Below are 24,305 nucleotides of genomic sequence, written 5' to 3'. Positions count from 1 at the left end.
ATGGAACTCTTCACCGAGGGCGACCCGATCGCCGACACCAAGGCTCCCGCCGGCCCGGTCGAGAAGCGCTGGGAGACCCGCCGCTTCGAGGCCAAGCTGGTCAACCCCGCCAACCGCCGCAAGATGACGGTGATCGTGGTCGGCACCGGCCTCGCCGGTGGCTCGGCCGCGGCGACCCTGGCCGAGCAGGGCTACCACGTCAAGTCCTACTGCTACCAGGACAGCCCGCGCCGGGCGCACTCCATCGCGGCACAGGGCGGCATCAACGCGGCGAAGAACTACCGCAACGACGGCGACTCCGTACACCGGCTGTTCTACGACACCGTCAAGGGCGGCGACTTCCGCTCCCGCGAGTCGAACGTGCACCGGCTCGCCGAGGTCTCCGTCAACATCATCGACCAGTGCGTCGCCCAGGGCGTGCCGTTCGCCCGCGAGTACGGCGGCCTGCTGGACACCCGCTCCTTCGGCGGCGCCCAGGTGCAGCGCACCTTCTACGCCCGGGGCCAGACGGGTCAGCAGCTGCTGCTCGGCGCGTACCAGGCGCTCGAACGGCAGATCGGCCTGGGCAACGTCGAGATGAACACCCGGCACGAGATGCTGGAGCTGGTCCTCGTCGACGACAAGGCCCGCGGCATCGTCGTCCGGGACATGGTCACCGGCGAGATCAGCACCGAGATGGCCGACGCCGTCGTGCTCGCCTCCGGCGGCTACGGCAACGTCTTCTACCTCTCCACCAACGCCAAGGGCTGCAACGTCACAGCCACCTGGCGGGCGCACCGCAAGGGCGCGTACTTCGCCAACCCCTGCTACACGCAGATCCACCCGACCTGCATCCCGGTCTCCGGCGACCACCAGTCGAAGCTGACCCTGATGAGCGAGTCGCTGCGCAACGACGGCCGGGTCTGGGTGCCGAAGACCAAGGGTGACGACCGCAGCCCCAAGGACATCGGAGAGGACGAGCGGGACTACTACCTGGAGCGGATCTACCCCTCCTTCGGCAACCTGGTCCCCCGCGACATCGCCTCCCGCGCCGCGAAGAACGTCTGCGACGAGGGCCGGGGCGTCGGACCGACCAAGCTCGGCGTCTACCTCGACTTCGCCGACGCGATCAACCGGCTGGGCCGCAAGGCCATCGAGGCCAAGTACGGCAACCTCTTCGAGATGTACGAGCGGATCACCGGCGAGGACCCGTACGAGGTGCCGATGCGGATCTACCCCGCCGTGCACTACACGATGGGTGGCCTGTGGGTCGACTACGACCTCCAGTCGAACATCCCCGGCCTGTTCGTGATCGGTGAGGCCAACTTCTCCGACCACGGCGCGAACCGCCTCGGCGCCTCGGCGCTGATGCAGGGCCTCGCCGACGGCTACTTCGTGCTGCCCACCACCATCGCCAACTACCTGGCCTCCGGCCCGCTGGAGAAGGTCGACGCCAGCCACCCGGCGGCGGTCGAGGCCCGCACCGACGTCGAGGACCGCGTCCAGCGGCTGCTCGCGGTCAACGGTGACCGGACCGTGGACTCGTTCCACCGGGAACTGGGCCAGATCATGTGGGAACACTGCGGCATGGAACGCAGCGAGGCCGGCCTGCGCAAGGCGATCGACGAGATCCGCGGCCTGCGCGAGCAGTTCTGGCAGCGGGTCAAGGTGTCCGGCACCGGCGAGGAACTCAACCAGTCGCTGGAGAAGGCCGGCCGGGTGGCCGACTTCTTCGAACTGGCCGAGCTGATGTGCATCGACGCCCTGCACCGTGAGGAGTCCTGCGGCGGCCACTTCCGGGCCGAGCACCAGACGCCCGACGGTGAGGCGCAGCGCGACGACGACCGGTTCGCGTACGTGGCGGCCTGGGAGTTCACCGCCGACGGCGAGCCCTCGGTGCTGCACAAGGAAGACCTGAAGTTCGAATACGTCCACCCCACGCAGCGGAGTTACAAGTGAACCTGACCCTGCGCATCTGGCGCCAGAAGGGCCCTGAGGACAAGGGTCGGATGGTGACCTACCCGGTCGACGACGTGTCCCCGGACATGTCGTTCCTGGAAATGCTCGACGTGCTCAACGAGCGGCTGATCCTCGCCGGCGAAGACCCGGTGGCGTTCGACCACGACTGCCGCGAAGGCATCTGCGGCATGTGTGGCCTGATGATCAACGGCGACGCGCACGGGCCGCAGCGCGGCACCACTGCGTGCCAGCTGCACATGCGCCAGTTCACCGACGGCGAGACGATCGACATCGAGCCGTGGCGGGCCAGCGCCTTCCCGGTCATCAAGGACCTGGTCGTCAACCGGAGCGCCTTCGACAAGATCATCGCGGCCGGCGGGTACGTCACCGCGCCAACCGGCAGCGCGCCCGAGGCGCACTCCACCCCGGTCGCCAAGGCCAACGCCGACGCCGCCTTCGAGTCGGCGGCCTGCATCGGCTGCGGCGCGTGCGTGGCAGCCTGCCCGAACGGCTCCGGCATGCTCTTCACCGCCGCCAAGCTCACCCAACTCTCGCTGCTGCCGCAGGGCCAGCCGGAGCGGTACACCCGGGTGATCGGCATGGTCGACGCGCACGACGAGGCCGGCTTCGGCGGCTGCACCAACGCCGGCGAATGCACCCCGGCCTGCCCGAAGGGCATCCCGCTGAACACCATCGGCCGACTCAACCGCGACTACCTCGCGGCCACCGCGAAGGGCGCCGGCAACACCCCCGGCTCCTGAGGCCACCGCACGACGCCGGACCGCCGTACCCCTGCGCTGTTCTGGGGGTACGGCGGTCCGGCTTTTTTCCTTGGCTCGGCGTGCGGTCCTTGGCTCGCCCCACACGACACCTCGCTGCTGCCCACCGCCTTGACCTGCCCCCGCACGCCACGCCGCCGCACTGGCCGCGACTGCGTGATCCACTCGGGTTTCATGAAGTCGGGCTGTCACAGCGCCTCCGATACCGCGACTTCAAGGAACACGAGTCGATCAACTCGATCTCGGCCCGCGGGGCTGGGGGCGACCGTTCCCGGCGGAGGGATCAAGCCTGACCGCCCGGCGCGGGGCCCGCTCGCCCCCCGCCCCCGACCGCACCCACCCACCCACCGACGGACAGAACCGAGAACAACCCGGACATCGGAGGGCGCAGCAGGTTCAAGTGCCCGAGCCCGGGTAGCAGTCTTCCGAGACGGCGTGAGAAGGGACGAGGGACATGAAGGCACTGACCTGGCAGGGCAAGCGGGACGTACGGGTCGAGGAGGTGCCGGACCCTCGGATCGAGGAGCCGACCGACGCGATCGTGAAGATCACCTCGACTGCGATCTGCGGCTCCGACCTGCACCTGTACGAGGTTCTCGGGCCGTACCTGAAGCCGGGTGACGTCCTGGGCCACGAGCCGATGGGGATCGTGGAGGAGGTCGGGTCGGGCGTGACCGGACTCAAGCCCGGCGACCGGGTGGTGATCCCGTTCAACATCTCCTGCGGGAGTTGCTGGATGTGCCAGCGCCAGCTCTACGCGCAGTGCGAGACCACGCAGGTCACGGGCGAGGGCAAGGGCGCGGCGTTGTTCGGTTACACCTCGCTCTACGGTTCGGTGCCGGGCGGGCAGGCCGAGTACCTGCGCGTCCCGCAGGCCCACTTCGGGCCGATCAAGATCCCGCAGACGGGCGCTGACGAGCGGTACCTCTACCTGTCCGACATTCTGCCGACCGCCTGGCAGGCGGTGAAGTACGCGGACACCCCGCCGGGCGGCACCCTGGCCGTCTTCGGGCTGGGCCCGGTCGGGCAGTTCTGCGCGCGGATCGGCCGCCACCTCGGCGCGGGCCGGGTGATCGGGCTGGACCTGGTGCCGGAGCGGCTGGAGTTGGCCCGCCGGCACGGCATCGAGGTGCTCGACGTGAGTGAGCTGTCCGACGTGCCGGGCGCGCTGATCGACCTGGTCGACGGGCGCGGCCCGGACGCGGTGATCGACGCGGTCGGGATGGAGGCGCACGGTTCGCCGGCGGGGAAGTTGGCTCAGACCGCCGCCGGGCTGTTGCCGGACAAGTTGGCCCAGACGATGACCGACCGGGCGGGCGTGGACCGGCTGTCCGTCCTGCACGCCGCGCTCAAGGCGGTTCGCCGTGGCGGCACCGTGTCGCTGTCCGGCGTGTACGGCGGCGAGGCGGACCCGATGCCGCTGATGGAGATGTTCGACCGGGGCATCCAGCTGCGGATGGGGCAGTGCCACGTGCGCCGCTGGACCGACGAGATCCTGCCGCTGCTCTCCGGCGACGACGACCCGCTGGGTGTGGAGGACCTGCGCACCCACCGGGTGCCGCTGGCCCGGGCCCCGCAGGCGTACGAGATGTTCCAGAAGAAGGAGGACGGCTGCATCAAGGTCGTACTCGAACCATGAGTGCGAGGAGTGAGCCGGGGTTGCGAGCCCCGCAGTCACGAATGCAGCCGGTGCCGTGAGCCGAGTGGTCGTGATCGTGGGCGCGAGCAGCGGGATCGGCCGGGCGACGGCCCGGGAGTTCGCCGAGCGCGGCGACCGTCTGGTCCTCGCCGCTCGCGCCACCACGACCCTGGCCGAGGTACGCGCGGAGTGCGCCGACGTCGACGTGTTGACCGTGCCGACCGACGTCACCGAGCCGGGGGCGCTGGACGCGCTCGCCGACGCGGCGATCGAGCGGTTCGGTCGCATCGACGTCTGGGTACACACGGCGGCGGTGATGGCATACGGTCGCTTCGACGAGCTGCCCGGGCGGGTGTTCGACCAGGTGGTACGGACCGACCTGCTCGGCGCGGCCGGCTCGGTGCGGGTGGCGCTGCGGCACTTCCGGGCCGCCGGGGCCGGCACTGTCGTCCTCACCGGCTCGGTGCTCGGCCACATCACCGCCCCGAACATGAGCGCGTACGTGGCGAGCAAGTGGGGGTTGCAGGGTCTGGTCCGCACGGTGCAGCAGGAGTTGCGCGACAGCCCGGAGATCCGGCTGTGTCTGGTCAACCCGGGCAGCGTGGACACACCGGTGTATCAGCAGGCGGCCAACTACCTGGGTCGGGTCGGGCGACCTCCGCCGCCGGTCGCCAGCCCGCATCGGGTTGCCCGGGCCATCGTGAACTGTGTGGACCGTCCCCGTCGGGAGGTGTCGGTGGGCCGGCTCAACGTGGTGATGCGGGTCGGGTTCACAGTGCTGCCGGGCGTCTACGACATCCTCGTCGGGCCGTTGATGCGGCTGGCTGGCCTGAGTGGACGGCCGGTCGCCGCGAACGACGGCAGTGTCTTCGCCCCGAACCCGGCCGGTGAGGCGGTACGCGGCGGTCACCTGCCCGACCTGCGGCAACTCGTGTCCGGGCCGGCCGGCGCGGTCGGCGCCGCACTGCGCCGACGGTTCGGCTGATCTGTTCGGAGTTGTTCGGGACTGTTCGGGGGGCATTGTGGATCGATCAACTCGCCTAGGGTGGTGGGCCAGCAAGCGCTCTGGCGCTCCACGATGGGGGAGACGATCGACCATGCGACTGAACCGTAGAACGGCACTCGGGTTGGGCACGGTGGCCACCGCCGGCACGGTGCTGGGCGCCGCGTCCTCGGCGAGCGCCGCCGAGAGCACCGAGGTCACCCCGACCACCCCGGCGCGGGCAGCCCGCCGGGTAGCCGCCGTCTTCGCCAAGCACAGCGTTGAGGCCGGCGGCAACTGGCAGGCGTACGTGAGCGTCGCCGACCCGGCCGGCACGCCGGTGGTCGCGGTGGAGGCCGACGCGGACCGGCGGATCGAGGCGTACAGCGTCAACAAGATCGCGGTCGCCACGGCGGTGCTCGACAAGGTCGACCGGGGGCTGCTCACCCTGGACCAGCAGGTCGAGGTGAGCGCGGCGATCGTCGTGCCGGGCGGTGACGGCATCTTCAGCCTGGACGGCGCGTACCCGAGCATGGTGACCCTCGGGCACGTGCTGGCCAATCTGCTGACCGTCTCGGACGACACGGCGGTGCGGCTGTGCGGGCTGGTCGCCCCGGCTGCCGAGATCAACTCGATCCTGGTTGCCAAGGGTTTCCCGAACACCCAGGTCGAGCCGGTGGCCAACCCGAACCGGTTCTTCCTCGGCACCAGCACCCCGCGCGAGACACACGACCTGCTGCGCGCCCTGGTCGGCGGCACGTTGCTCTCCCCCGCCTCGACCACGTACCTGTTGGGTCTCCTGCGTTCCCCGGTGGCGTTCACCGACGGCATCCGGCGCACCATGTCCTCGGACGAGCGGGCCCGGATCGCCACCAAGGCCGGCTGGTACGCCGACGCCCGGCACGAGGCCGGCGTGATCTTCGACCGCTCCGGTGCGGCAGTGCTCACGTACGCGCTCTTCGCCGACGGGCAGGCCAACCCGGAGGACTTCGGCGCCACCCACCCGGCGGTCCAGGCCCGGGCCGCCATGGGCCCCAAGTTCCTGGCCGCGGTGGACCGGATCGCGGGCGTGGGCCGGACGTTCCGGATCACCGCCCGCCAACCCAGCAACGGCGGCTAGCGCACGCCGTCAAACCGTCCCGGGTCGGTCGCCGTTTGCCGGCGACCGACCCGGCGTGGCGACCGCCGAGGCACGGGCCGGTCCGGGTGACTACCGTGTAGGGCGGACACGTCGGAGGGACGGCAATGGCACGAGCGCAGAGCACGGACGTCGAACGGTCGCTCGGGCGGCGGATGCGGGGCGCGGCCGGGCTGGCGGCGCTGGCCGGGCTGGCCTGGGTCGCACGGGATGTGCCGGCGGCTCTCGGCGGCCGGCTCAGCGGGGCCCGGGCCGAACGGGCGGCCCGCTCGCCCCAGTTCCGCGAGGGCACCTTCCACAACCAGGCCGGCACCCGCACGATGGTCGCCGAGCCGGGCCGCAACCTGGTCCGCGAGCTGATTTTCGGCAAGCAGAAGCGACGCCCGACCGCACCCGTGCCTCTGCTGCGCTCCAGCGCGCCCCACACCGTCGACACCGCCGACGAGCTGAACATCGTCTGGTACGGCCACGCCTCGACGCTGATCGAGATCGAGGGCCGGCGGGTGCTGCTCGACCCGGTGTGGAGCGAGCGCTGCTCCCCCTCCGGGCTGGTCGGCCCTCGCCGGCTGCACGAGCCACCGGTACGCCTCGACGAGCTGCCGCCGCTGGACGCCATCCTGATCTCGCACGACCACTACGACCACCTCGACATGCCCACCGTGCGGGCGCTGCTGGCCGGTCAGTCCGCGCCGTTCCTGGTGCCGCTCGGCGTGGGAGCGCACCTGGACCGCTGGGGCGTACCCGCCGAGCGGATCATCGAGTTGGACTGGTCCGAGTCCCACCGGGTCGCCGGGCTGGAGATCACCGCCACCGCCGCCCAGCACTTCTCCGGGCGAGGGCTGCGCCGCGACGGCACGCTCTGGAGTTCGTGGGTGGTGGCTGGGGCCCGCCGCAAGGTCTTCTACACCGGCGACTCCGGTTACTTCGACGGGTACGCGGCGATCGGCGCCGAGCACGGGCCGTTCGACGTGACGCTGATGCAGATCGGCGCGTACGACCGGGCCTGGCCGACGATCCACATGTTCCCCGAGGAGGCGGTCGACGCCCACCTCGACCTGCGTGGCGGGCTGTTCGTCCCGGTGCACTGGGCGACGTTCAACCTGGCCCTGCACGACTGGTCCGAGCCGGTGGACCGGCTGTGGGCCGAGGCGAAGGCCCGCGACGTGCGCCTCGCCGTGCCCCGCCCCGGCGAGCGGGTGGTGGTCGACGAGCCGCCCGCCGTCGACGGCTGGTGGCAGTCGGTCGCCTGAGGCAGGCCACAGCAGGCATCGCCTGAGCCGGGTCAGAGCACGAAGGCGTCGGTCCAGAGCGCGCCGGAGCGGCCGGAGAGCGCATCCAGCATGGCCACCGCCTGACCGTCGGTGAGCTGCGCGACGAAGTCCACGATGGCCCGCCCCCGGGCGCGGCCGATCCGGTCCGGGATCCGCGGGTGCAGTTCCGCCTCGGCCAGCTCGACCAGGTCGTGCAGCCGGCGGGGCAGTCGCGACTCCTCCTCCGGGTCGAGCAGCCACTCCCAGAGCGCCTCGACCAGGGTGCCCAGCAGCCGGGCCTGGCCGCGCTGGTGCAGGGCGAGATCCGGTCTGGCCAGCACGAACCGGTGGTGGACGAACTTGAGCACCTGCACCTCGTGCCACTGCGCGCAGCCCAGCAGCACGTGGCCGGAGCGCACCGACGGCTGGTCGGTCACCGTGATCGCCTCGACGAAGCGGGTGGACCAGCGGGCGGAGAACCGCGCCACGTACTGCTCGGCCTCGATCGAGCCGTCGAACGGCATCGCCAGCAGCCCGTCGACCAACTCCTCGCGGACGTGCTCGACGGCGGCGGCGAACGCGTCGTCGTCGGCGATCCAGGCGTCCTTGCGGTGCAGCTGCCGACGCAACCGCTCGATCGCCGCCCCCGGACGCCGGGCCGCGGTGGCCAGCGCCGCGTCGGTGATCGCCCGGAAGTGCCCGCTCTCGCGCTGCCACGCCATCAACTCGGCGGACACCGACCCCTGTTGGAGCACACCGACCCGGTAGAAGTCCTCCACGTCGTGGATGGCGTACGCGATGTCGTCGGCGGTGTCCATCACCGACGCCTCCACGGTCTGCTGCCAGTCCGGGATGCGGCCGGCGAACGGCTCCCGGGCCTGCCGCAGGTCGTCGAGTTCGGTCCGGTACGCGCCGAACTTCGACGAGCCGCTCTCCGGGTCGTCCGGCGGAGGGGTGGCCCCGCGCGGCGGCGGGTCCATCGTGCGCGGGTGCGGGTCGGGGTGGTCCAGCCGGGTCCACGGGTACTTCAGCATCGCCGCGCGGACCGCGGCGGTCAGGTCCAGCCCGGTGGTGGCCGCGCCGCGGATCTCGGTGCTGGTGACGATCCGGTACGACTGGGCGTTGCCCTCGAACCCGTCGGCGAGGCCGAGGCGCTGGCGGGCCAGCCGGTCCAGCACCCGCTCCCCCAGGTGCCCGAACGGCGGGTGGCCGAGGTCGTGTGCGAGCGCAGCGGCCTCCACCACGTCGGGGTCGCAGCCGCCGAGCTTGTCCAGCAGGTCACGCCACCGCTCGTCGGCGTTCAACCGCTCGGCGACCGCCCGGGCCACCTGGGCGACCTTGAGGCTGTGGGTGAGCCGGTTGTGCACCAGCAGCCCGGAGCCGACCGGGCTGATCACCTGGGTGACACCGCCGAGGCGGGCGAAGAACGGCGAGCCGACGATCCGGTCCCGGTCGGCGCGGAACGGGTTGGCCGTCAGGTCGCCGAGGGCCCGGGCGCTGCCGCCGAAGAGCCGCCGGGCGCGCGGCTCCGCAGGTGTTTCCATGATCGCCACGCTAGCGCAGGGCCGCTGACACCGCCGCCGGTCACCCCGGCCGGGCGCGGCGACAGCGTCGGGGGCCGCCCGGCAGAATGCAGGCGGTACCCGCTCTTTGAAGGCGGATCGAGTCGAAGGCGGATCGAGATCGTGACCCAGTCTGTTCATCAGCGGATCGCCGACGAGCTCGGCGTGGCCGAGCGTCAGGTGCGGGCGGCCGTGGAGCTGCTCGACGGCGGCGCCACCGTGCCGTTCATCGCCCGTTACCGCAAGGAGGCCACCGGCCTGCTCGACGACACCCAGCTGCGCACCCTGGAGGAGCGGCTGCGCTACCTGCGCGAGCTGGACGAGCGGCGGGCCGCCGTGCTGGAGTCGATCCGCGGTCAGGGCAAGCTCGACGAGGCCCTGGAAGCGCAGATCATGGCCGCCGACTCGAAGTCCCGGCTGGAGGACATCTACCTGCCGTACAAGCCGAAGCGGCGGACCCGGGCGCAGATCGCCCGCGAGGCCGGGTTGGCGCCGTTGGCCGAGACGCTGCTGGCCGACCCGACCCAGGACCCACGGGCCACCGCCGCCGGGTTCGTCGATGCGGAGAAGGGCATCGCCGACGCCGCCGCCGCGCTGGAGGGCGCGCGGGCGATCCTCATCGAGACCTTCGCGGAGGACGCCGACCTGATCGGCACGCTGCGCGAGCAGATGTGGTCGCGAGGGCGCCTGGCTTCCCGGGTACGCGAGGGGCAGGAGACCACGGGCGCCAAGTTCTCCGACTACTTCGACTTCTCCGAGCCGTACCCGAAGCTGCCCTCGCACCGGATCCTGGCCATGTTCCGGGGCGAGAAGGAGGGCGTGCTCGACCTGACCATGGAACCGGAGGAGGCTGGCGAGTCCGACGCCGCGCCGACCAGCCCGACCCGTTACGAGGCCGCCATCGCCGGCCGGTTCGGGATCTCCGACGCCGGTCGCCCGGCCGACCGCTGGTTGACCGACACGGTCCGCTGGGCCTGGCGTACCCGGATCCTCATCCACCTCGGCGCGGACCTGCGGATGCGACTCTGGCAGGCGGCCGAGGAGGAGGCGGTGCGGGTCTTCGCGACCAACCTGCGCGACCTGCTGCTGGCCGCGCCGGCCGGCACCCGCCCCACGATGGGCCTGGACCCGGGCCTGCGGACCGGCGTGAAGGTGGCCGTGGTGGACGCCACCGGCAAGGTGCTCGCCACCGACACGATCTATCCCCACGAGCCACGCCGGCAGTGGGACGCGTCGGTCGAGACCCTCGCCCGGCTGGCCGGGGCACACGGGGTGGAGTTGATCGCGATCGGCAACGGCACCGCCTCCCGGGAGACCGACAAGCTGGCTGCCGACCTGATCAAGCGGCACCCGCAGCTCAACCTGACCAAGGTGATGGTCTCCGAGGCCGGCGCGTCGGTCTACTCCGCCTCCGCGTACGCCTCGCAGGAGCTGCCCGGGATGGACGTGTCGCTGCGCGGCGCCGTCTCCATCGCCCGACGACTCCAGGACCCGCTCGCCGAGCTGGTCAAGATCGATCCTCGGTCGATCGGGGTCGGCCAGTACCAGCACGACCTGTCCGAGGTGAAGTTGTCCCGGTCGCTGGACGCGGTGGTGGAGGACTGCGTCAACGCGGTCGGGGTGGACGTCAACACCGCCTCGGCGCCGCTGCTGACCCGGGTCTCCGGGATCGGCGCCGGGCTGGCCGAGAACATCGTGCTGCACCGGGACGCCAACGGGCCGTTCCGATCGCGTACCGAGCTGAAGAAGGTGGCGCGACTCGGTCCGAAGGCGTTCGAGCAGTGCGCGGGCTTCCTGCGCATCCCCGACGGCGACGACCCACTGGATTCCTCCAGCGTGCACCCCGAGGCGTACCCGGTGGTGCGCCGGATCCTCTCCACCACCGGTCAGGACCTGCGCTCGGTGATCGGTAAGAGCACCATCCTGCGGGGGCTGCGGGCCACCGACTTCGTCGACGACCGGTTCGGTCTGCCCACCGTCACCGACATCCTCGCCGAGCTGGAGAAGCCGGGCCGGGATCCTCGCCCGGAGTTCCGCACCGCCACCTTCGTCGAAGGGGTGGAGAAGATCGGCGACCTGACGCCGGGCATGGTGCTCGAAGGCGTGGTCACCAACGTGGCCGCGTTCGGCGCGTTCGTCGACGTCGGGGTGCACCAGGACGGTCTCGTGCACGTCTCGGCGCTGTCCCGGACCTTCGTGAAGGACCCCCGCGACGTGGTGAAGTCCGGTGACGTGGTCAAGGTCAGGGTGCTCGACGTGGACGTACCCCGTAAGCGCATCTCGCTGACCCTGCGCCTGGAGGACGAGCCGGGAGCCGCCGGTGGCGGTGGTCGGACGAGCCAGGAGGGGCGTGGCGGCCCGGCGCAGCGCGGGCCGCAGGGTGGTCCTGCCGCTCAGGTTGGTCGCGGCGCCCAGGGTTCCCGGGGCGGGCAGGGTGGCGGTCAGGGTGGTCGCGGCGCGCAGGGTGGTCGCGGCGGGCAGGGTGGCGGGCAGGGTGGCCGCGGCGGGCAGCAGCGGCAGGGTGCGCCGGCGCCGGCCAATGACGCGATGGCGGAGGCCCTGCGCCGCGCCGGCCTGGCCTGATCAACCAGCGGGGCGCGCAGCCCTCGCTCGACAAGCTCGGGATGTCGCCCACGCGGGCGGCATCCCGAGCACCCAAGATTCTGTCGACCTCGATCGCCGGCCTGCCCGGTGTCCCCCACGGCGCCGTGGTGGAGGTCGAGGAGGACAGGCTGGGCCGTCCCTGCCTGGTCGTCAGCGAGCTGCCCTGCCCCGCCCAGGTCCTCACGGAGACCTGTCGAGCTGCCCCACTCGTGGGGCGAGTCCGTGTGGCGGCGGTCCAGATCTGGGGCAGCTCGACAGGGGCCGCCTGCATCGGGCCCCCAGAATCTGCATGCGCCGTCGGAGTGAGGGAGCCAGGGAGGAAGGATGCGGACCCGGGGGAAATCGGCTCGCCTGGCAGCGCGGCGATGCGTGATGATCTCGCGGTGAAGATGCACGCCGATCAGCTCGACGTCAGCGCCGAGGTGGTGGCCGCCCTGGTCGCCGAGCAGTTTCCCGAGTGGCGGGCGCTCCCCGTTCGTCCGCTCCCCTCGACCGGCACGGTGAACGCCCTCTTCCGGCTCGGTGCGGAGATCGTCCTGCGGTTTCCCCTGCAACCGACGGCGGGCGCCGAGCTGCGGACCGAGTTGCTGCGGGAGCAGGAGCACGCCCGGCTGCTCGGTCGGCACCTGCCGATCGCGGTGCCCGAACCGCTCGGCCTCGGTGAGCCGGGCGAGGGGTACCCGGGGCCGTGGACGGCGTACCGCTGGATCCCCGGAGAGCCGATCCACCCCGGCCGCTTCGGCGACCTGGACGCCTTCGCCCGGGACCTGGCCGGCGTCGTCACCGCCCTGCACGCCATCGACACCGGTGGCCGGACCTGGTCCGGATCCGGCCGGGGCGGCCCGCTGGCCGACCAGGACGGCGGAGTGCGGTCGGCCCTGGCCAGCAGCGCCCAGCTCACCGACACCGCTCGGCTCGCCGAGGTGTGGGACCGATGCCGGGCCGTCCCGCGGTATCAGGTGGCCGACGTGTGGATCCACGCCGACCTGATGCCGGGCAACCTGCTGGTTCGCGACGGCCGGCTGGCCGCGGTCATCGACCTCGGCGCCGTCGACGTGGGCGACCCGGCGGTGGACCTGATGCCGGCGTGGAACCTGTTCGACGCCGGGTCGCGGGAGACGTACCGGCGGGCGCTCGGCGTGGACGATGCGACGTGGGAGCGGGGGCGCGGATGGGCGCTGGAGCAGGCGATCAACGCGCTGCCGTACTACGTCGAGACCAACCTGGTGATGGCCGCGATCGCCCGGCGCACCCTGCGGGCCGTCCTCGACTGAGCCGCGTCGCGTACCGTCGGCGTCGTGAGTGAGCCGGACGGCCGGACGTGGCGGGATCAGCGGCAGCAGGCGGTGCGGGCGCACGCCGACGCGGACGCGCGGCGGCGGGCCGCCGAGCAGGCGGAGGCGGCGAAGCTGGTGGCCTGGTTCGTGGCCGAGGCGACCCGGCGAGGGCTGCGCACCACCCGGCTGGTCGCCCGGGGTTACGACGGGCGCGGGCGCTACCGGACCAGGCTGACCGGCTGGTACGTCGACCGGGCCGAGACCCGGGCCGTGGACGTGGACGGCCGGTTCCACCTGCTGACCGTTCCGGGCGGCCTGCGGGCCCGGCTGTTCGGCGTCGACCCGGAGCCCAGCCCGGCGCCGTTGGTGGTCGGGGCCGGTGGCCGCGACGGTGAGTCGATCCCGTTGCGGACGCTGCTCACCCGGTTGCTGAACGAGGGGACCGGCGAGCCAGGCCCCTCCACCAGACCTGCTGCACCACGAGGGTGAGCAGCCCGGCCAGGACGATCGCAGCCAGGTTGATCACCAGTTGGAGGGCCGAGCCGCCCGCTTCATCCCACGCTCCGTAGGCGGCAGCCACCGCCACGTTCGCTGCGGCCGGGACCGTGGTCACCGAGATCAGCACCCCGACCAGGCTGCCGGACTTCTTCGACGTCAACGAGAGCATCCCGGCCACACCGGCGAGTAGACCGACCACCCAGGACAGCGCGTCCGGCCGCCAGATGAAGTCGGTGAGCGGGCGTTCGGCGAGCAGCATCTCCCGACTGACCAGGCCAACTGCGGTCAGCGCCCAGGTGCTCAGCACTGTCGCCACCATGGCCGCCAGGAACCCGACCACGAGAGCCTGCACCGAGCGGCCGATCACCCCGAGCTGGCGGCGCAGCAACGCCACGCACAGCGCGGCGAGGGGACCGAACTCCGGACCGACCACCATCGCCCCGACGATGAGAATCGGCTGGTCCAGCAGCACCCCGATGCCGGCGATCATGGTGGCCACCACGATCAGCACGAGGTAGGTGCCGGACAGTTCCGTCTGCTCGCCGGTCTTCGCGGCGATCTCGTCCCAGACCACCGCGTCCGCGCCACTGCCTGGTGCGTCCTCCGCCGCCCGGTCGGCCGCATCGGAGATGGTCAGCTCGACGTCGTCGGCGGCGATGCCGCCGCTGGTGTCCACGCCGATCCGCCGCAACTCCCGCAGCACGCGGTCGGCGCTCTCCCGCACCACGTCGCAGAGGATGAGATCACCCGGTGGTTGCCGGGCGGCACCAGGCAGCACGGCGAGGTGAGTCACCCCCGCCTCCGCGGAGAGCAGGTCGACGACCTCCGTCGACAGGTCCACCGGGGCGATCACCCTCAGGTGCAGCACGCCATCCCCCTCGCCCGACCGGCCAGTTCTTCCCTCGCCTGACTGGCCGACGCGACTCTACCGCCCGGCCTGTCGACGCCAGGAGCTGCACAAGGCCGCTGATCTGGCCGTGTCCGACCACGGGGTTTCGGGGTTGATCGGGGGAATGCGGACTGACTGTCGCTATTCGGTGACACCGCGTCATGTGTACCTGATGTGACAAATGCGTACGTTTTGTGTAAATCATGTGGGAGGTCACACCGTGCCGGTGCCTGATGGTCTCGTGGACGCCGATCTGTCACTGCCCCGGAGCAGCCCGAAACGGGGCAAGCGAGTCGCCGACGTCGTCGTGGCGGCGGCCCTTCTCATCCTGGTCACGCCGTTGCTGATCGTGGTGGCGGCTCTGGTCGCGATGGGTCTCGGTCGCCCAGTGCTCTTCCGCCAGTGCCGCGCCGGACTGCACGGACAACCTTTCGTGCTGGTCAAGTTCCGCACCATGCGGCCACCCAACCTGAACCTCGGCCTGGTCGGAGACCGCGATCGACTCACCCCACTCGGGCGTTGGCTGCGCGCCACCAGTCTGGACGAGCTGCCCACGCTCTGGAACGTGCTGCGCGGCGACATGAGCCTGGTCGGCCCGCGCCCGCTGCTGCCCGAATACCTCAGCCGCTACTCCCCCCGGCAGGCCCTGCGGCACGAGGTCCGGCCCGGCGTCACGGGGTTGGCCCAGGTGCGGGGGCGCAACAGCTTGAGCTGGGAGGAGAAGCTGGAATTCGACGTGCGGTACGTGGAGAGCCACAACCTCCGGGTGGATTTGTCGATTCTCGCCGCGACCGTGCGGACCGTGCTGCGCCGCGAGGGAATCAACGCGGCCGGGTCCGCGACCGCGCCGGAGTTCCTCGGTGCGCCGCCTCGCCGTCCGGCACCTCCGCAGCGCGACCGGACACCGGCGTGACGACCCGCTGGGGAGCCGGCCGATGAGCCAGACGATCCACCTGTCCCCGCCCGACGTCGGCCCTCTCGAAGAGTCGTACCTGGTCGCTGCCCTGCGTTCCGGCTGGGTGGCGCCGGCCGGCCCGGACCTGCAGGCCTTCGAGCACGACATCGCCGAGCGGGTCGGCACCGGCGGAGCCGTGGCGGTCAGCTCCGGCACCGCCGCCCTGCACCTGGCTCTGCTCGGCGTCGGCGTGACGCCTGGTGACGTGGTCATCGTGCCCACGCTCACCTTCGTCGCCACCGCCAACGCGGTCCACTACATCGGCGCGCGTCCGGTCTTCGTGGACTGCGACCCCAGGACCGGCAACCTCGACGTCGATCTCACCGCCGACCTGCTGCGTCGGCTGCGATCGCGCGGCGAGCGGGTTGGCGCGATCGTCCCGGTGGACATGTTCGGCAGCTGCGTCGACTACCTCTCGCTGGTCCCGGTCTGCGACGAGGCCGAGGTCCCCCTTGTGGAGGACGCCGCGGAGGCGCTCGGGGCGAGCCACCGAGGGCAGCCCGCCGGCTCCTTCGGGCACGCCGGCGTGCTGTCTTTCAACGGCAACAAGATCATGACCACCTCCGGCGGCGGGATGCTGGTGAGCGACGACGTCGCACTTCTCGACCGGGCCCGCCACCTCTCCACCCAGGCCCGCGAACCGGCGCGACACTACGAGCACCGGGAGACCGGCTACAACTACCGGCTCAGCAACCTCCTCGCGGCGCTCGGCCGGGCCCAGTTGCTCCGGCTGGACGAGATGATCGCGCGACGCCGCCAACTACGCGACCACTACGCCAAGCTCTTCGCCCCGGTGCCGGGCGTCCAACTCCTCGGCGCCGAGGACACCGAGTCGAACTGCTGGCTCACCGTCATCACCGTCGAGCGGGAGCGGTGTGGTTGGCAGGCCGACGACCTGGCGGCCCACCTGGCCGAGCGGGACATCGAGACCCGGCCAGTGTGGAAGCCGATGCACCTTCAGCCCATGCACGCCGGCGCGGAGAGCCTGCTCAGCGGTGCGGCGGAGCGGCTCTTCGCCGACGGGCTCACCCTGCCCAGCGGGAGCGCCCTGACCGAGCCGCAGATCGCACGGGTGCTGGCCGCGATCGACGAGTTCCTGGCCGCTCGAACGGGAGGGCCCGCCGCGTGACAACGGGACTGGTGGTGGTCGGCTGCGGCGGCCACGGCCGGGAGGTGCTGACCATCGCCCGGGCAGTCAACGAGGCCGCCGGCCGGCCGATCTGGCAACTGCTGGGCGTCGTCGACGACCGACCCAGCGAAGAGAACCTGAAACGGTTGCAGCGACTCGACGTGCCGTACCTCGGGGACGTGGCCTGGCTGCGCGACGCGCCCCCGGCCACCCGACACCTCATCGGGATCGGCGATCCCCGGATCCGCCGCGCCATCGGCGGCCGCATCGACGGGTACGACACCGAGGCCGCGAGTCTCGTCCACCCGGACGCCACCATCGGGCCGGACACCGAGTACGGGCCGGGTTTCGTGGCCTTCGCGGGAGCCAGGGTCACCACGAACGTCACCCTCGGCCGGCACGTCCATCTCAATCAGAACGCCACCGTCGGCCACGACAGCCGCCTCGCGGACTACGTCTCGGTCAACCCGCTCGCCGCCGTGTCCGGTGACTGCCACCTGGGCGAGGGCGTGCTGATCGGAACCACCGCCGCAGTGCTCCAGGGCCTACGGATCGGACGGGACAGCACGGTCGGGGCAGGTGCCTGCGTTGTTCGGGACGTACCCGATCAGGTGACGGTCAAGGGCGTTCCGGCCCGCTGAAGGCACCGGGCCTACAGCCTATTCAGCTCACATACACCGAAAGCGCCCAATAGCGCCGCTTTGGCATGTAACAAGAACAAAGAGCCTAGAGGCTCCTTCCGTCGTGTGGGCGGAAGGGGCGTGCGACGGGACAGGGAGCCAGCACATGCCGCAGGACACCGAGAACACGCAGCACGCGGACCGGCAGGCGCGGCGGGCCAGGGCCCGTCAGCGCACGGCCGGGTTCCTCGCCACCGACACCACCGCCTGGGTCGGTGGATTCGTCACGGCCGCGTGGACCCGGTTCGAGTTCCAGCCGCCCCCGGGACAGCTGGGGCGGGCAGCAGCGGTCGGCGTCGTGGCGGCGGTCGTACACGTGGCGGTGGCGGCGCTACGCCGGCTCTACTCCGGACGACACCCCCTGGGCAGTCTGCAGGAGGTTCAGGGCGTCGCCGGGACCGCCCTCACGACGGGGGGCATCGTGCTGCTCGCCCTGCTGCCGTCCGGCGAGCGACCGGTTCCGGCGAGCACCCCGCTGGTCGGCGGCGCGCTGGCCCTGCTCTTCATGCTCGGCGCCCGGTTCGCGTACCGGCACCGCCGCGACCTCGCCATGCGGCCGGACGTCCGGTCGTCGACGCCCGTGCTGCTGTTCGGGATGGGTGACGCCGGCCAGGGCCTGCTCCGCGCGATGCTCAGCGACCCGCGCGGCCGGTACCTGCCGGTCGGCGCGCTCGACGACGACCCCGACAAGAGCGACCTGCGCATCGGCGGGGTGCGCGTGCTGGGTGGACGGCAGGACGTCGGCACCTCGGTCCGGCGTACCGGCGCCACCACCGTGATCTTCTCGGTGGCCAACGCGGACGCCGCGTTGATCCGCCAGATCCGCGAGGCCACCCTGGAGGCCGGAGCGGTCTTCAAGGTCCTGCCACCGGTGCGGGACCTGGTCGACCACCGGATCACCGTCACCGACGTCCGGGACGTGCAGGTCAGCGATCTGCTCGGCCGACGGCAGGTGGTCGGCGACCTGCCGTTGAGCACCAACAGCCTGACCGGCCGGCGGATCCTGGTCACCGGCGCCGGCGGGTCGATCGGCTCCGAGCTGTGCCGTCAGGTGATGAAGGCCAACCCGGGCGAACTGATGATGCTCGACCGGGACGAGTCGGCCTTGCACAGTCTTCAGATGTCGCTCGCCGGGCGGGCCATGCTGGACGGGCCCGAGCTGATCCTCGCCGACCTTCGCGATGACGAGGGAATTCGGCGGATCATCCGGGAGCGCCGGCCGGAGATCATCTTCCACGCGGCGGCGCTCAAGCACCTGACGCTGCTGCAGCGGCACCCGGGCGAGGCGATCAAGACCAACGTCTGGGGCACCCTGTCGGTGCTGGACGCCTGCCAGGACGTGGCGAAGTTCGTCAACATCTCCACGGACAAGGCCGCAGATCCGATCAGCGTCCTCGGTTACTCGAAGCGGATCACCGAGCGGTTGACGGCACACGCCGCGTCCCGGTTCCCCGGCACGTTCCTCAGCGTCCGGTTCGGCAACGTGCTGAGCAGTCGCGGCTCGGTGGTGACGGCCTTCCAACGGCAGATCGAGACCGGCAAGCCGCTGACCGTCACCCACCCGGACGTCACCCGCTACCTGATGACCCTGCAGGAGGCCGTCCACCTGGTGCTTCAGGCCGCCGAGATCGGCCGGGACGGGGAGGCGCTGGTGCTCGACATGGGCGACCCGGTGCGGATCGTCGACCTGGCACGCCAGATGGCCGACCAGGCGTCCAGTTCCGTGCCCATCGTCTACACCGGTCTGCGGCCCGGCGAGAAGCTGCACGAGGATCTGCTCGGGACCGGCGAGGTCGACACCCGACCGCTGCACCCCCTGGTGTCCCACGTGGCCGTGCCGGCGCTCGACCCGATGGAGGTCAGCGGGCTCGACCCGTACGAGGACGCGGCGAAGGTCGTCGAGCATCTCGCACTGCTCTGCACCCAGCCGACCGACCCGGTGGTGGAGGGTCCTCTGGGCGTACCACTGCAGTCGCGCTGATCGCGCGACCGGGGTGACGCATCAGGGCCGGTGACCGCGGGGTGCGGTCGCCGGCCCTGACGCTGCCTGGCTCAGCGGCGGATGCCCGCCCAGTCGTGGTGCCGGCGGACCGTGGAGAGGATGAAATCGACCACCCGCCGGGAGGTGTCCGGCACCTGGTAGTCGACCGGGCAGGGCACCCCCTGGGCAGCGACCTGGGCCACGGTCACCTCGACCGCCTCGACCACGCCCTGCGGGTCGAGGCCGGTCATGATGATGCCGCCGGCGTCGAGCGCCTCCGGACGTTCGATGGACTCGCGCAGCGTCACAGCGGGGAAGCCGAGGATGGCGGCCTCCTCGCTGATCGTTCCACTGTCCGACAGAGTGCAGTAAGCCTTGGTCTGCAGGTGCACGTAGTCGAGCAGGCCGAACGGCTCATGGAAGGCGATGCCGTCCAGAGCGGTCGCGTCCGGGGCCAGCGCCTCCAGCCGTTTACGGGTGCGCGGATGGGTGGAGACCAGCACCGGGAGGCCCCACCTGTCGCGCACTGCGACAAGACAGTCCAGGAGCCGACGAAGCCGGTCGGGACGGTCCACGTTCTCCTCGCGGTGGGCACTGACCAGGAAGTACCCGCCTCGATCGAGCTCCAGCCGCCGCAGAATGGTCGAGCTGGCGATCGGTGCACGATAGTGCTCCAGCACCTCCCGCATCGGCGAGCCGGTGTGCAGGATCCGCCGCGGGTGCAGGCCCTCGGCGAGCAGGTTACGCCGGGCGTGTTCGGTGTAGACGAGGTTGAAGTCGGCCACGTGGTCGACCAGCCGCCGGTTGGTCTCCTCCGGCACGTTCAGATCGAAGCACCGGTTGCCGGCCTCCATGTGGTAGACCGGCACCCGCATCCGTCGCGCCATCAGGGCGGCGATGCAGCTGTTCGTGTCGCCCAGCACCAGCAGCGCATCCGGCCGCAGCTCGGCGATCGCCTGTTCCATACCGACCAGAACGCCACCGAGTACGCGGCCGAGCGAGGAGGTGTCGACCTCCAGGAACCGGTCCGGCTGGCGCAGTCGCAGCTCGGTGAAGAACACGTCGGACAGGGTCGGGTCCCAGTTCTGCCCCGTGTGAATCAGTGTGTGGTCGACCGTGCTGTCCAGTCTGGTAAGCACCCGGGACAGTCGAATGATCTCCGGCCGGGTGCCGACCACTGTCATGATGCGGGTCATGCCCGTCCTCTCTGCGCTGCCACCTTGGTCAGGATGTCTTCGAACTGATCGACGCCTACGCGCAGGGACATCCGATCGCGGTACACCTGGCGGGCCCGGTCCGCCATGGCCTGCCGCGTGGCGGCCGGCTGGTCGGACGCTTCCACGAACCTTTCGGCGAGCGCCCGCCAGTCCTCTGGCGGGCAGACGAGACCGACCCCGGCCGACCGGACAAGGGCCCCAGTGTCGCCGCCCGCGGCAGCGATCACCGGAACACCGCAGGCCAACGCGGCCTGCAGCTTCGACGGAACGGCGGCGCGCAGGGCGGGTACGTCGCGCAGGCACAAAAGTTGCCATTGCGCTGCCGCGTACAGCTCCGCCATCTGTTCGGGCGGACGCCGACCGATGAACCGCACGTTGTCGGCACCCAGGTCGGTGGCCAATCGACGGGCGCCGTCCTCACCCGCGCCGGAGCCGACCAGCACCAGGTCCATCCGGTCACTCGCGGCGGCCGCCGCCCGGATGGCCGTCTCGATGCCCTGCAGGAGCCCGAGGTTGCCCGCGAACATCACGGTGCAGCGCTGGCGGTGACCGAGCACCGCACGGGCCTCGTCGGTGACCGGCACCGGCCGGAACAGCGCGTCGTCAGTCCAGTTCCAGACCACCCGCACCCGGTCCGGGTCGGCGCCGCCGGCCACGACCCGCTCAGCCATCGTCGGCGAAATCACCACGATGGCATCGGCCAGCCGGTACGTCCCGCGCATCAGCGCCCCGATGGACCGCTCCAGCCATCGCCCGACCCGGCCGGTCGGTGCCATCCCGGACTGCGTCACCGACTCGGGCCACAGATCCTGCACGTGAAGCACGATCGGTGTTCGGCGGGCCGCACGCTGGAGGGCCGCAGCGGCGACGGCCGTGGGCGGCGGGTGGTAGACGTACGTGACGTCGACGTCAGCGAGCCACCGCGCCCCGGCCACCGCGCTGGTGGCTCCGAAGGAGAGGTGGCTCAGGGCGCGCCGGACGGTGGAGGTGTCGTGGCTGGGATAGGCGGGCACCCGCCGGACCATCACCGGCCCCTCAGTTTCCCGATGCCGCCAGCGCTGTTGCCAGCCAGGAAAGACTCGGCCGTACGGATAGCTCGGGAATGTGGTGAGGACCTTGACCTCGTGGCCACGGCCGGCCAGTTGGCGCGCCAGGTTACCCGGTATGAAGACGCCCTCCGGCGGATACCACTGGCTGATCAGGCCAATCCTCACGCCCCGACCGCCACCGGCGCCGGTCGGGCCGCCACCACCGTCTCAGGCCAGGTATCCGGTCGGTCCGGGTCGAAGATCTCGTTGGTCCAGAACATCGTCACCAGCTCGTCCGGCCCGGTGTTCACCAACTTGTGTGCCCACATCGTCGGCATGTCCACGAGCACCGGCTCGTCGCCGCTCACTGGGAAGCGCAGGACTTCGGTGTCGCCCACTCGCCGCAGGCTGATCTCAGCAGAGCCGCGCAGCACCACGAACCGCTCCACCTTGGCCAAGTGGAAGTGTTCGCCGCGGGTGATGCCGGGCAGCGTGGTGGAGCAGAAGGTCTGGCAGGCACCGCCGTGCGCCTTGACCGTCTCGACCAGCTCACCCCGGGCATCCGCGCGGCGGGGCAGCGCCAGGGGATAGTGCGCCGGAAAACAGTGTGACCGGTATGTGTTGAAGAGCCGCACATCATGCCGCGTCAGCAGGTGCGGGATGTCCCCTGTCCGGTACGTCGCGGCGATCCCGGTGAGCCGGTGGGCCAACTCTCGGACTCCGACGCGCAGTGGCGGCATGGATGGATCCCATGAACCGCCGGCCGGCACACCGATGAGCCGGGCAGCCGCGTCGGTGACGTGCACGAGGCTCAACTCACGGTCGGCGTGCACCTCCGGCCGGCCGCCCTCCGCGAGCACCCGACAGAACGTCGCCACCGCGGAGTTGTAGTACGGGCGTCCGTGCTCGCCGTAGAGGTTCGGCAGCGACACGTCATCGAGGTCGACGCCGGTATCCGCCAGCACCTGCGCCGCGGTGGCCTTGGCGTCGCCGTACGCAGTGCCGTTGCCGGCCTGCACCGAGTTGGCGTAGACAACCCGCGTCGGCAGGTTCGCGCAGTGCTTGAGTCCCTCCGCGAGCTGCGCGGCGAGCAGGACGTTCCCGGCAGCGACATCGGCCGGCTCACCCCGGTTCACGCCGGCCAGGTGCAGCACCCGGTCGACTCCGTCCACCTTCGCCGCGACCAGGTCGGGATCGGCGAGTTCGCCCCGGGTCACCACGACCGGTTCCGGCCAACCCAGAGCGCGCAGCAGCACCCGGACGTGCCAGCCGAGGAAGCCGCCGGCACCGGTGACGGCGAGCCTCAGCACGCCAGCACCGGATCCCGCAGCGCCAGCTCCGCGCGCACCTCGGGCAGCGTCTTCAGCAGTTCGATGATCTCGGGTACGCCGAGCTGTGGCGCGTTCGACGAGTTGAAGTCCTCGGTCCGCCCGTCGCCGAGACCGCCTTCGGAGACGTAGAGCGCGTAGTTGAGGTCACGGCCGTCGAGCGGCACCCGAAGGAAGTCGCCGAAGTCCTCGGCGTGAGCGAGTTCCTCCCGGCTGGCCAGCGTCTCAGCCTGTTTCTCGCCGTGCCGTACGCCGATCACGTCGAGCTTGGAGGGCACGTCGAACAGTTGACAGAGCGCCTCAGCCAGGTCGCCGACGGTGCAGGCGGCGGCCTTGCGGATGAAGATGTCGCCGGGCCGGGCGTGCTGGAACGCGTGCTCCACCAGCTCCACCGAGTCGGCCAGCGACATCAGGAAGCGGGTCATCTCCGGGGCGGTCACGGTAGGTGCCCGGCCCGCCTTGATCTGCTCGATGAAGAGCGGAATCACCGAACCACGGGAGTACATGACGTTGCCGTACCGGACGCAGGAGACCGTGGTGGCGCTGTTCGGGTTGTTCCGAGCGTGTGCCTGGGCGACCTTCTCCATCATCGCCTTGCTCATCCCCATCGCGTTGACAGGGTATACAGCCTTGTCGGTGCTGAGCACCACGACCGAGCCGACGCCATTGCGCTCGGCAGCCTCGACGACATTGCTGCTGCCCAACACGTTCGTCCGGACCGCCTCAAGCGGGAAGAACTCGCACGAGGGCACCTGTTTGAGGGCGGCCGCGTGAAAGATGTAGTCGATGCCCCGGCTGGCCTTGAGCACCGAGTCGTAGTCCCGCACGTCTCCGACGTAGTAACGGGCCCGCTCGTCGCCGAGCAGCCGACGCATGGCGTCCTGCTTGGCCTCGTCCCGGCTGAGCACCCGGACCTCGCCAACTCCACGGTCGAGGAGGCGGCGCACCATCGTCTGCCCAAAGGAACCCGTGCCGCCGGTGATGAGTACGCGGCGTCCGGTGGTCGCGAAAGTCATTGGTTCTCCCGTGTCGTCGATTCGCCGGTCCGCTGCCCGACGACTCGACAGTGGAGCCGGGGCACCGCCCACGCATCCGTCCGGAGCAAGGGCAGTCTCGGCCGGTTGCAGCACCGGGGACAACGACATGTCGGCTCAACAGATACGCGCTCCTCTGCTAAGTCAACGTAAAGTACGACAAAGAGGATACGACCGCCGCTTTACACCCGGCCCAACTGACGTCCAATTCATGAAACATCCGAAGTAACGGACCGACCCTTGCTATAACACCCTTACGCACTGGTGACGCCTCATCCGGTACGCCCCGTCTGCGACCTGGCCTGCCCCAGAGGCGACACGTCGTTGGTCATTGCGTGTGCCCACGGACGGCGAGCCTGGCGGCGCACAGTGGGGACGAGCGGAACGACCACTACCG

General features: G+C 71.0%; 19 protein-coding genes. 13 read left to right on the top strand and 6 right to left on the bottom strand.

The window, feature by feature from the left end; translation table 11 throughout:
* The 6 genes from KBX46_RS20620 (at position 1) to KBX46_RS20595 (ending at position 7,726) form a co-directional block, all read left to right on the top strand.
* On the top strand, positions 1-1,938 hold the full coding sequence (locus tag KBX46_RS20620) for a fumarate reductase/succinate dehydrogenase flavoprotein subunit (RefSeq protein ID WP_141908705.1): 1,938 nt from the start codon (positions 1-3) through the stop codon (positions 1,936-1,938).
* Positions 1,935-2,699: a succinate dehydrogenase/fumarate reductase iron-sulfur subunit gene (locus tag KBX46_RS20615; protein ID WP_088947260.1), complete on the top strand. Its 765-nt coding sequence runs from the start codon at positions 1,935-1,937 to the stop codon at positions 2,697-2,699. Before KBX46_RS20620 ends, KBX46_RS20615 begins: the two co-directional genes overlap by 4 nt.
* 472 nt (positions 2,700-3,171) lie before the next feature.
* Positions 3,172-4,356, top strand: coding sequence for a zinc-dependent alcohol dehydrogenase (locus KBX46_RS20610; protein ID WP_210793693.1), 1,185 nt, complete (start codon positions 3,172-3,174; stop codon positions 4,354-4,356).
* Positions 4,357-4,411: 55 nt separating this feature from the next.
* On the top strand, positions 4,412-5,341 hold the full coding sequence (locus KBX46_RS20605) for an SDR family NAD(P)-dependent oxidoreductase (protein ID WP_210793692.1): 930 nt from the start codon (positions 4,412-4,414) through the stop codon (positions 5,339-5,341).
* Between the two features lie 112 nt (positions 5,342-5,453).
* Entirely contained in the window at positions 5,454-6,458 is a 1,005-nt protein-coding gene (locus tag KBX46_RS20600) for a serine hydrolase (protein ID WP_210793691.1), read from the top strand.
* Positions 6,459-6,583: 125 nt separating this feature from the next.
* Positions 6,584-7,726: an MBL fold metallo-hydrolase gene (locus KBX46_RS20595; RefSeq protein WP_099852002.1), complete on the top strand. Its 1,143-nt coding sequence runs from the start codon at positions 6,584-6,586 to the stop codon at positions 7,724-7,726.
* Positions 7,727-7,758: 32 nt separating this feature from the next.
* Here KBX46_RS20595 and KBX46_RS20590 read toward each other — a convergent pair whose 3' ends face one another.
* Positions 7,759-9,270, bottom strand: a complete 1,512-nt coding sequence (locus tag KBX46_RS20590; protein ID WP_088951603.1) for a deoxyguanosinetriphosphate triphosphohydrolase family protein — start codon at positions 9,268-9,270, stop codon at positions 7,759-7,761.
* Between the two features lie 141 nt (positions 9,271-9,411).
* Between KBX46_RS20590 and KBX46_RS20585 the strand changes: the two genes are divergently transcribed.
* From KBX46_RS20585 to KBX46_RS20575, 3 genes are all read left to right on the top strand, one after another.
* A complete protein-coding gene (locus KBX46_RS20585) occupies positions 9,412-11,871 on the top strand; it encodes a Tex family protein (RefSeq protein ID WP_210793690.1) in 2,460 nt (819 codons plus the stop codon).
* A gap of 386 nt (positions 11,872-12,257) precedes the next feature.
* A complete protein-coding gene (locus KBX46_RS20580) occupies positions 12,258-13,166 on the top strand; it encodes an aminoglycoside phosphotransferase family protein (protein ID WP_247667860.1) in 909 nt (302 codons plus the stop codon).
* A 24-nt stretch (positions 13,167-13,190) separates the two neighbouring features.
* On the top strand, positions 13,191-13,658 hold the full coding sequence (locus KBX46_RS20575) for a hypothetical protein (protein WP_210793689.1): 468 nt from the start codon (positions 13,191-13,193) through the stop codon (positions 13,656-13,658).
* On the opposite strand, the gene KBX46_RS20570 is transcribed toward KBX46_RS20575, so the two are convergent.
* Positions 13,588-14,535: a DUF389 domain-containing protein gene (locus tag KBX46_RS20570; protein ID WP_088947253.1), complete on the bottom strand. Its 948-nt coding sequence runs from the start codon at positions 14,533-14,535 to the stop codon at positions 13,588-13,590. The genes KBX46_RS20575 and KBX46_RS20570 overlap by 71 nt on opposite strands.
* Before the next feature lie 247 nt (positions 14,536-14,782).
* Between KBX46_RS20570 and KBX46_RS20565 the strand changes: the two genes are divergently transcribed.
* The 4 genes from KBX46_RS20565 to KBX46_RS20550 all read left to right on the top strand — a co-directional run bounded on the left by KBX46_RS20565 (position 14,783) and on the right by KBX46_RS20550 (position 19,301).
* Entirely contained in the window at positions 14,783-15,469 is a 687-nt protein-coding gene (locus KBX46_RS20565) for a sugar transferase (protein WP_308159633.1), read from the top strand.
* A 22-nt stretch (positions 15,470-15,491) separates the two neighbouring features.
* Positions 15,492-16,640 (top strand): DegT/DnrJ/EryC1/StrS aminotransferase family protein, encoded by a 1,149-nt coding sequence (locus KBX46_RS20560; protein ID WP_088947251.1) that lies wholly within the window; start codon positions 15,492-15,494, stop codon positions 16,638-16,640.
* Positions 16,637-17,281: an acetyltransferase gene (locus KBX46_RS20555; RefSeq protein ID WP_210793687.1), complete on the top strand. Its 645-nt coding sequence runs from the start codon at positions 16,637-16,639 to the stop codon at positions 17,279-17,281. Before KBX46_RS20560 ends, KBX46_RS20555 begins: the two co-directional genes overlap by 4 nt.
* A gap of 145 nt (positions 17,282-17,426) precedes the next feature.
* Positions 17,427-19,301, top strand: coding sequence for a nucleoside-diphosphate sugar epimerase/dehydratase (locus KBX46_RS20550; protein ID WP_210793686.1), 1,875 nt, complete (start codon positions 17,427-17,429; stop codon positions 19,299-19,301).
* A 71-nt stretch (positions 19,302-19,372) separates the two neighbouring features.
* On the opposite strand, the gene wecB is transcribed toward KBX46_RS20550, so the two are convergent.
* From wecB to KBX46_RS20530, 4 genes are read right to left on the bottom strand one after another with little or no spacing between them, the layout of a single operon-like run.
* Positions 19,373-20,497, bottom strand: a complete 1,125-nt coding sequence (gene wecB / locus KBX46_RS20545; RefSeq protein ID WP_210793685.1) for a non-hydrolyzing UDP-N-acetylglucosamine 2-epimerase — start codon at positions 20,495-20,497, stop codon at positions 19,373-19,375.
* Positions 20,494-21,732, bottom strand: coding sequence for a glycosyltransferase family 4 protein (locus KBX46_RS20540; protein WP_210793684.1), 1,239 nt, complete (start codon positions 21,730-21,732; stop codon positions 20,494-20,496). Before KBX46_RS20540 ends, wecB begins: the two co-directional genes overlap by 4 nt.
* Positions 21,729-22,856, bottom strand: a complete 1,128-nt coding sequence (locus tag KBX46_RS20535) for an NAD-dependent epimerase/dehydratase family protein (RefSeq protein ID WP_210793683.1) — start codon at positions 22,854-22,856, stop codon at positions 21,729-21,731. The genes KBX46_RS20540 and KBX46_RS20535 overlap by 4 nt, the downstream gene beginning before the upstream one ends.
* The gene (locus KBX46_RS20530) at positions 22,850-23,890 is read right to left on the bottom strand and encodes an SDR family NAD(P)-dependent oxidoreductase (RefSeq protein ID WP_210793682.1); all 1,041 of its coding nucleotides are present in this window, start codon (positions 23,888-23,890) and stop codon (positions 22,850-22,852) included. Before KBX46_RS20530 ends, KBX46_RS20535 begins: the two co-directional genes overlap by 7 nt.
* Positions 23,891-24,305 lie beyond the last annotated feature (415 nt).

This window comes from Micromonospora sp. C81 (assembly GCF_018070425.1).
Taxonomy (GTDB): domain Bacteria; phylum Actinomycetota; class Actinomycetes; order Mycobacteriales; family Micromonosporaceae; genus Micromonospora; species Micromonospora zamorensis.
Note: the sequence above shows the minus strand (reverse complement) of the source record. Positions and strands in the feature narration are given on the sequence as shown.

Coding starts and splice junctions, on each gene's coding strand:
- KBX46_RS20620 (WP_141908705.1), top strand. CDS start 1: ATGGAACTCTTCACCGAGGGCGACCCGATCGCCGACACCAAGGCTCCC.
- KBX46_RS20610 (WP_210793693.1), top strand. CDS start 3,172: ATGAAGGCACTGACCTGGCAGGGCAAGCGGGACGTACGGGTCGAGGAG.
- KBX46_RS20600 (WP_210793691.1), top strand. CDS start 5,454: ATGCGACTGAACCGTAGAACGGCACTCGGGTTGGGCACGGTGGCCACC.
- KBX46_RS20595 (WP_099852002.1), top strand. CDS start 6,584: ATGGCACGAGCGCAGAGCACGGACGTCGAACGGTCGCTCGGGCGGCGG.
- KBX46_RS20590 (WP_088951603.1), bottom strand. CDS start 9,270: ATGGAAACACCTGCGGAGCCGCGCGCCCGGCGGCTCTTCGGCGGCAGC.
- KBX46_RS20580 (WP_247667860.1), top strand. CDS start 12,258: ATGCGTGATGATCTCGCGGTGAAGATGCACGCCGATCAGCTCGACGTC.
- KBX46_RS20560 (WP_088947251.1), top strand. CDS start 15,492: ATGAGCCAGACGATCCACCTGTCCCCGCCCGACGTCGGCCCTCTCGAA.
- KBX46_RS20550 (WP_210793686.1), top strand. CDS start 17,427: ATGCCGCAGGACACCGAGAACACGCAGCACGCGGACCGGCAGGCGCGG.
- wecB (WP_210793685.1), bottom strand. CDS start 20,497: ATGACCCGCATCATGACAGTGGTCGGCACCCGGCCGGAGATCATTCGA.
- KBX46_RS20530 (WP_210793682.1), bottom strand. CDS start 23,890: ATGACTTTCGCGACCACCGGACGCCGCGTACTCATCACCGGCGGCACG.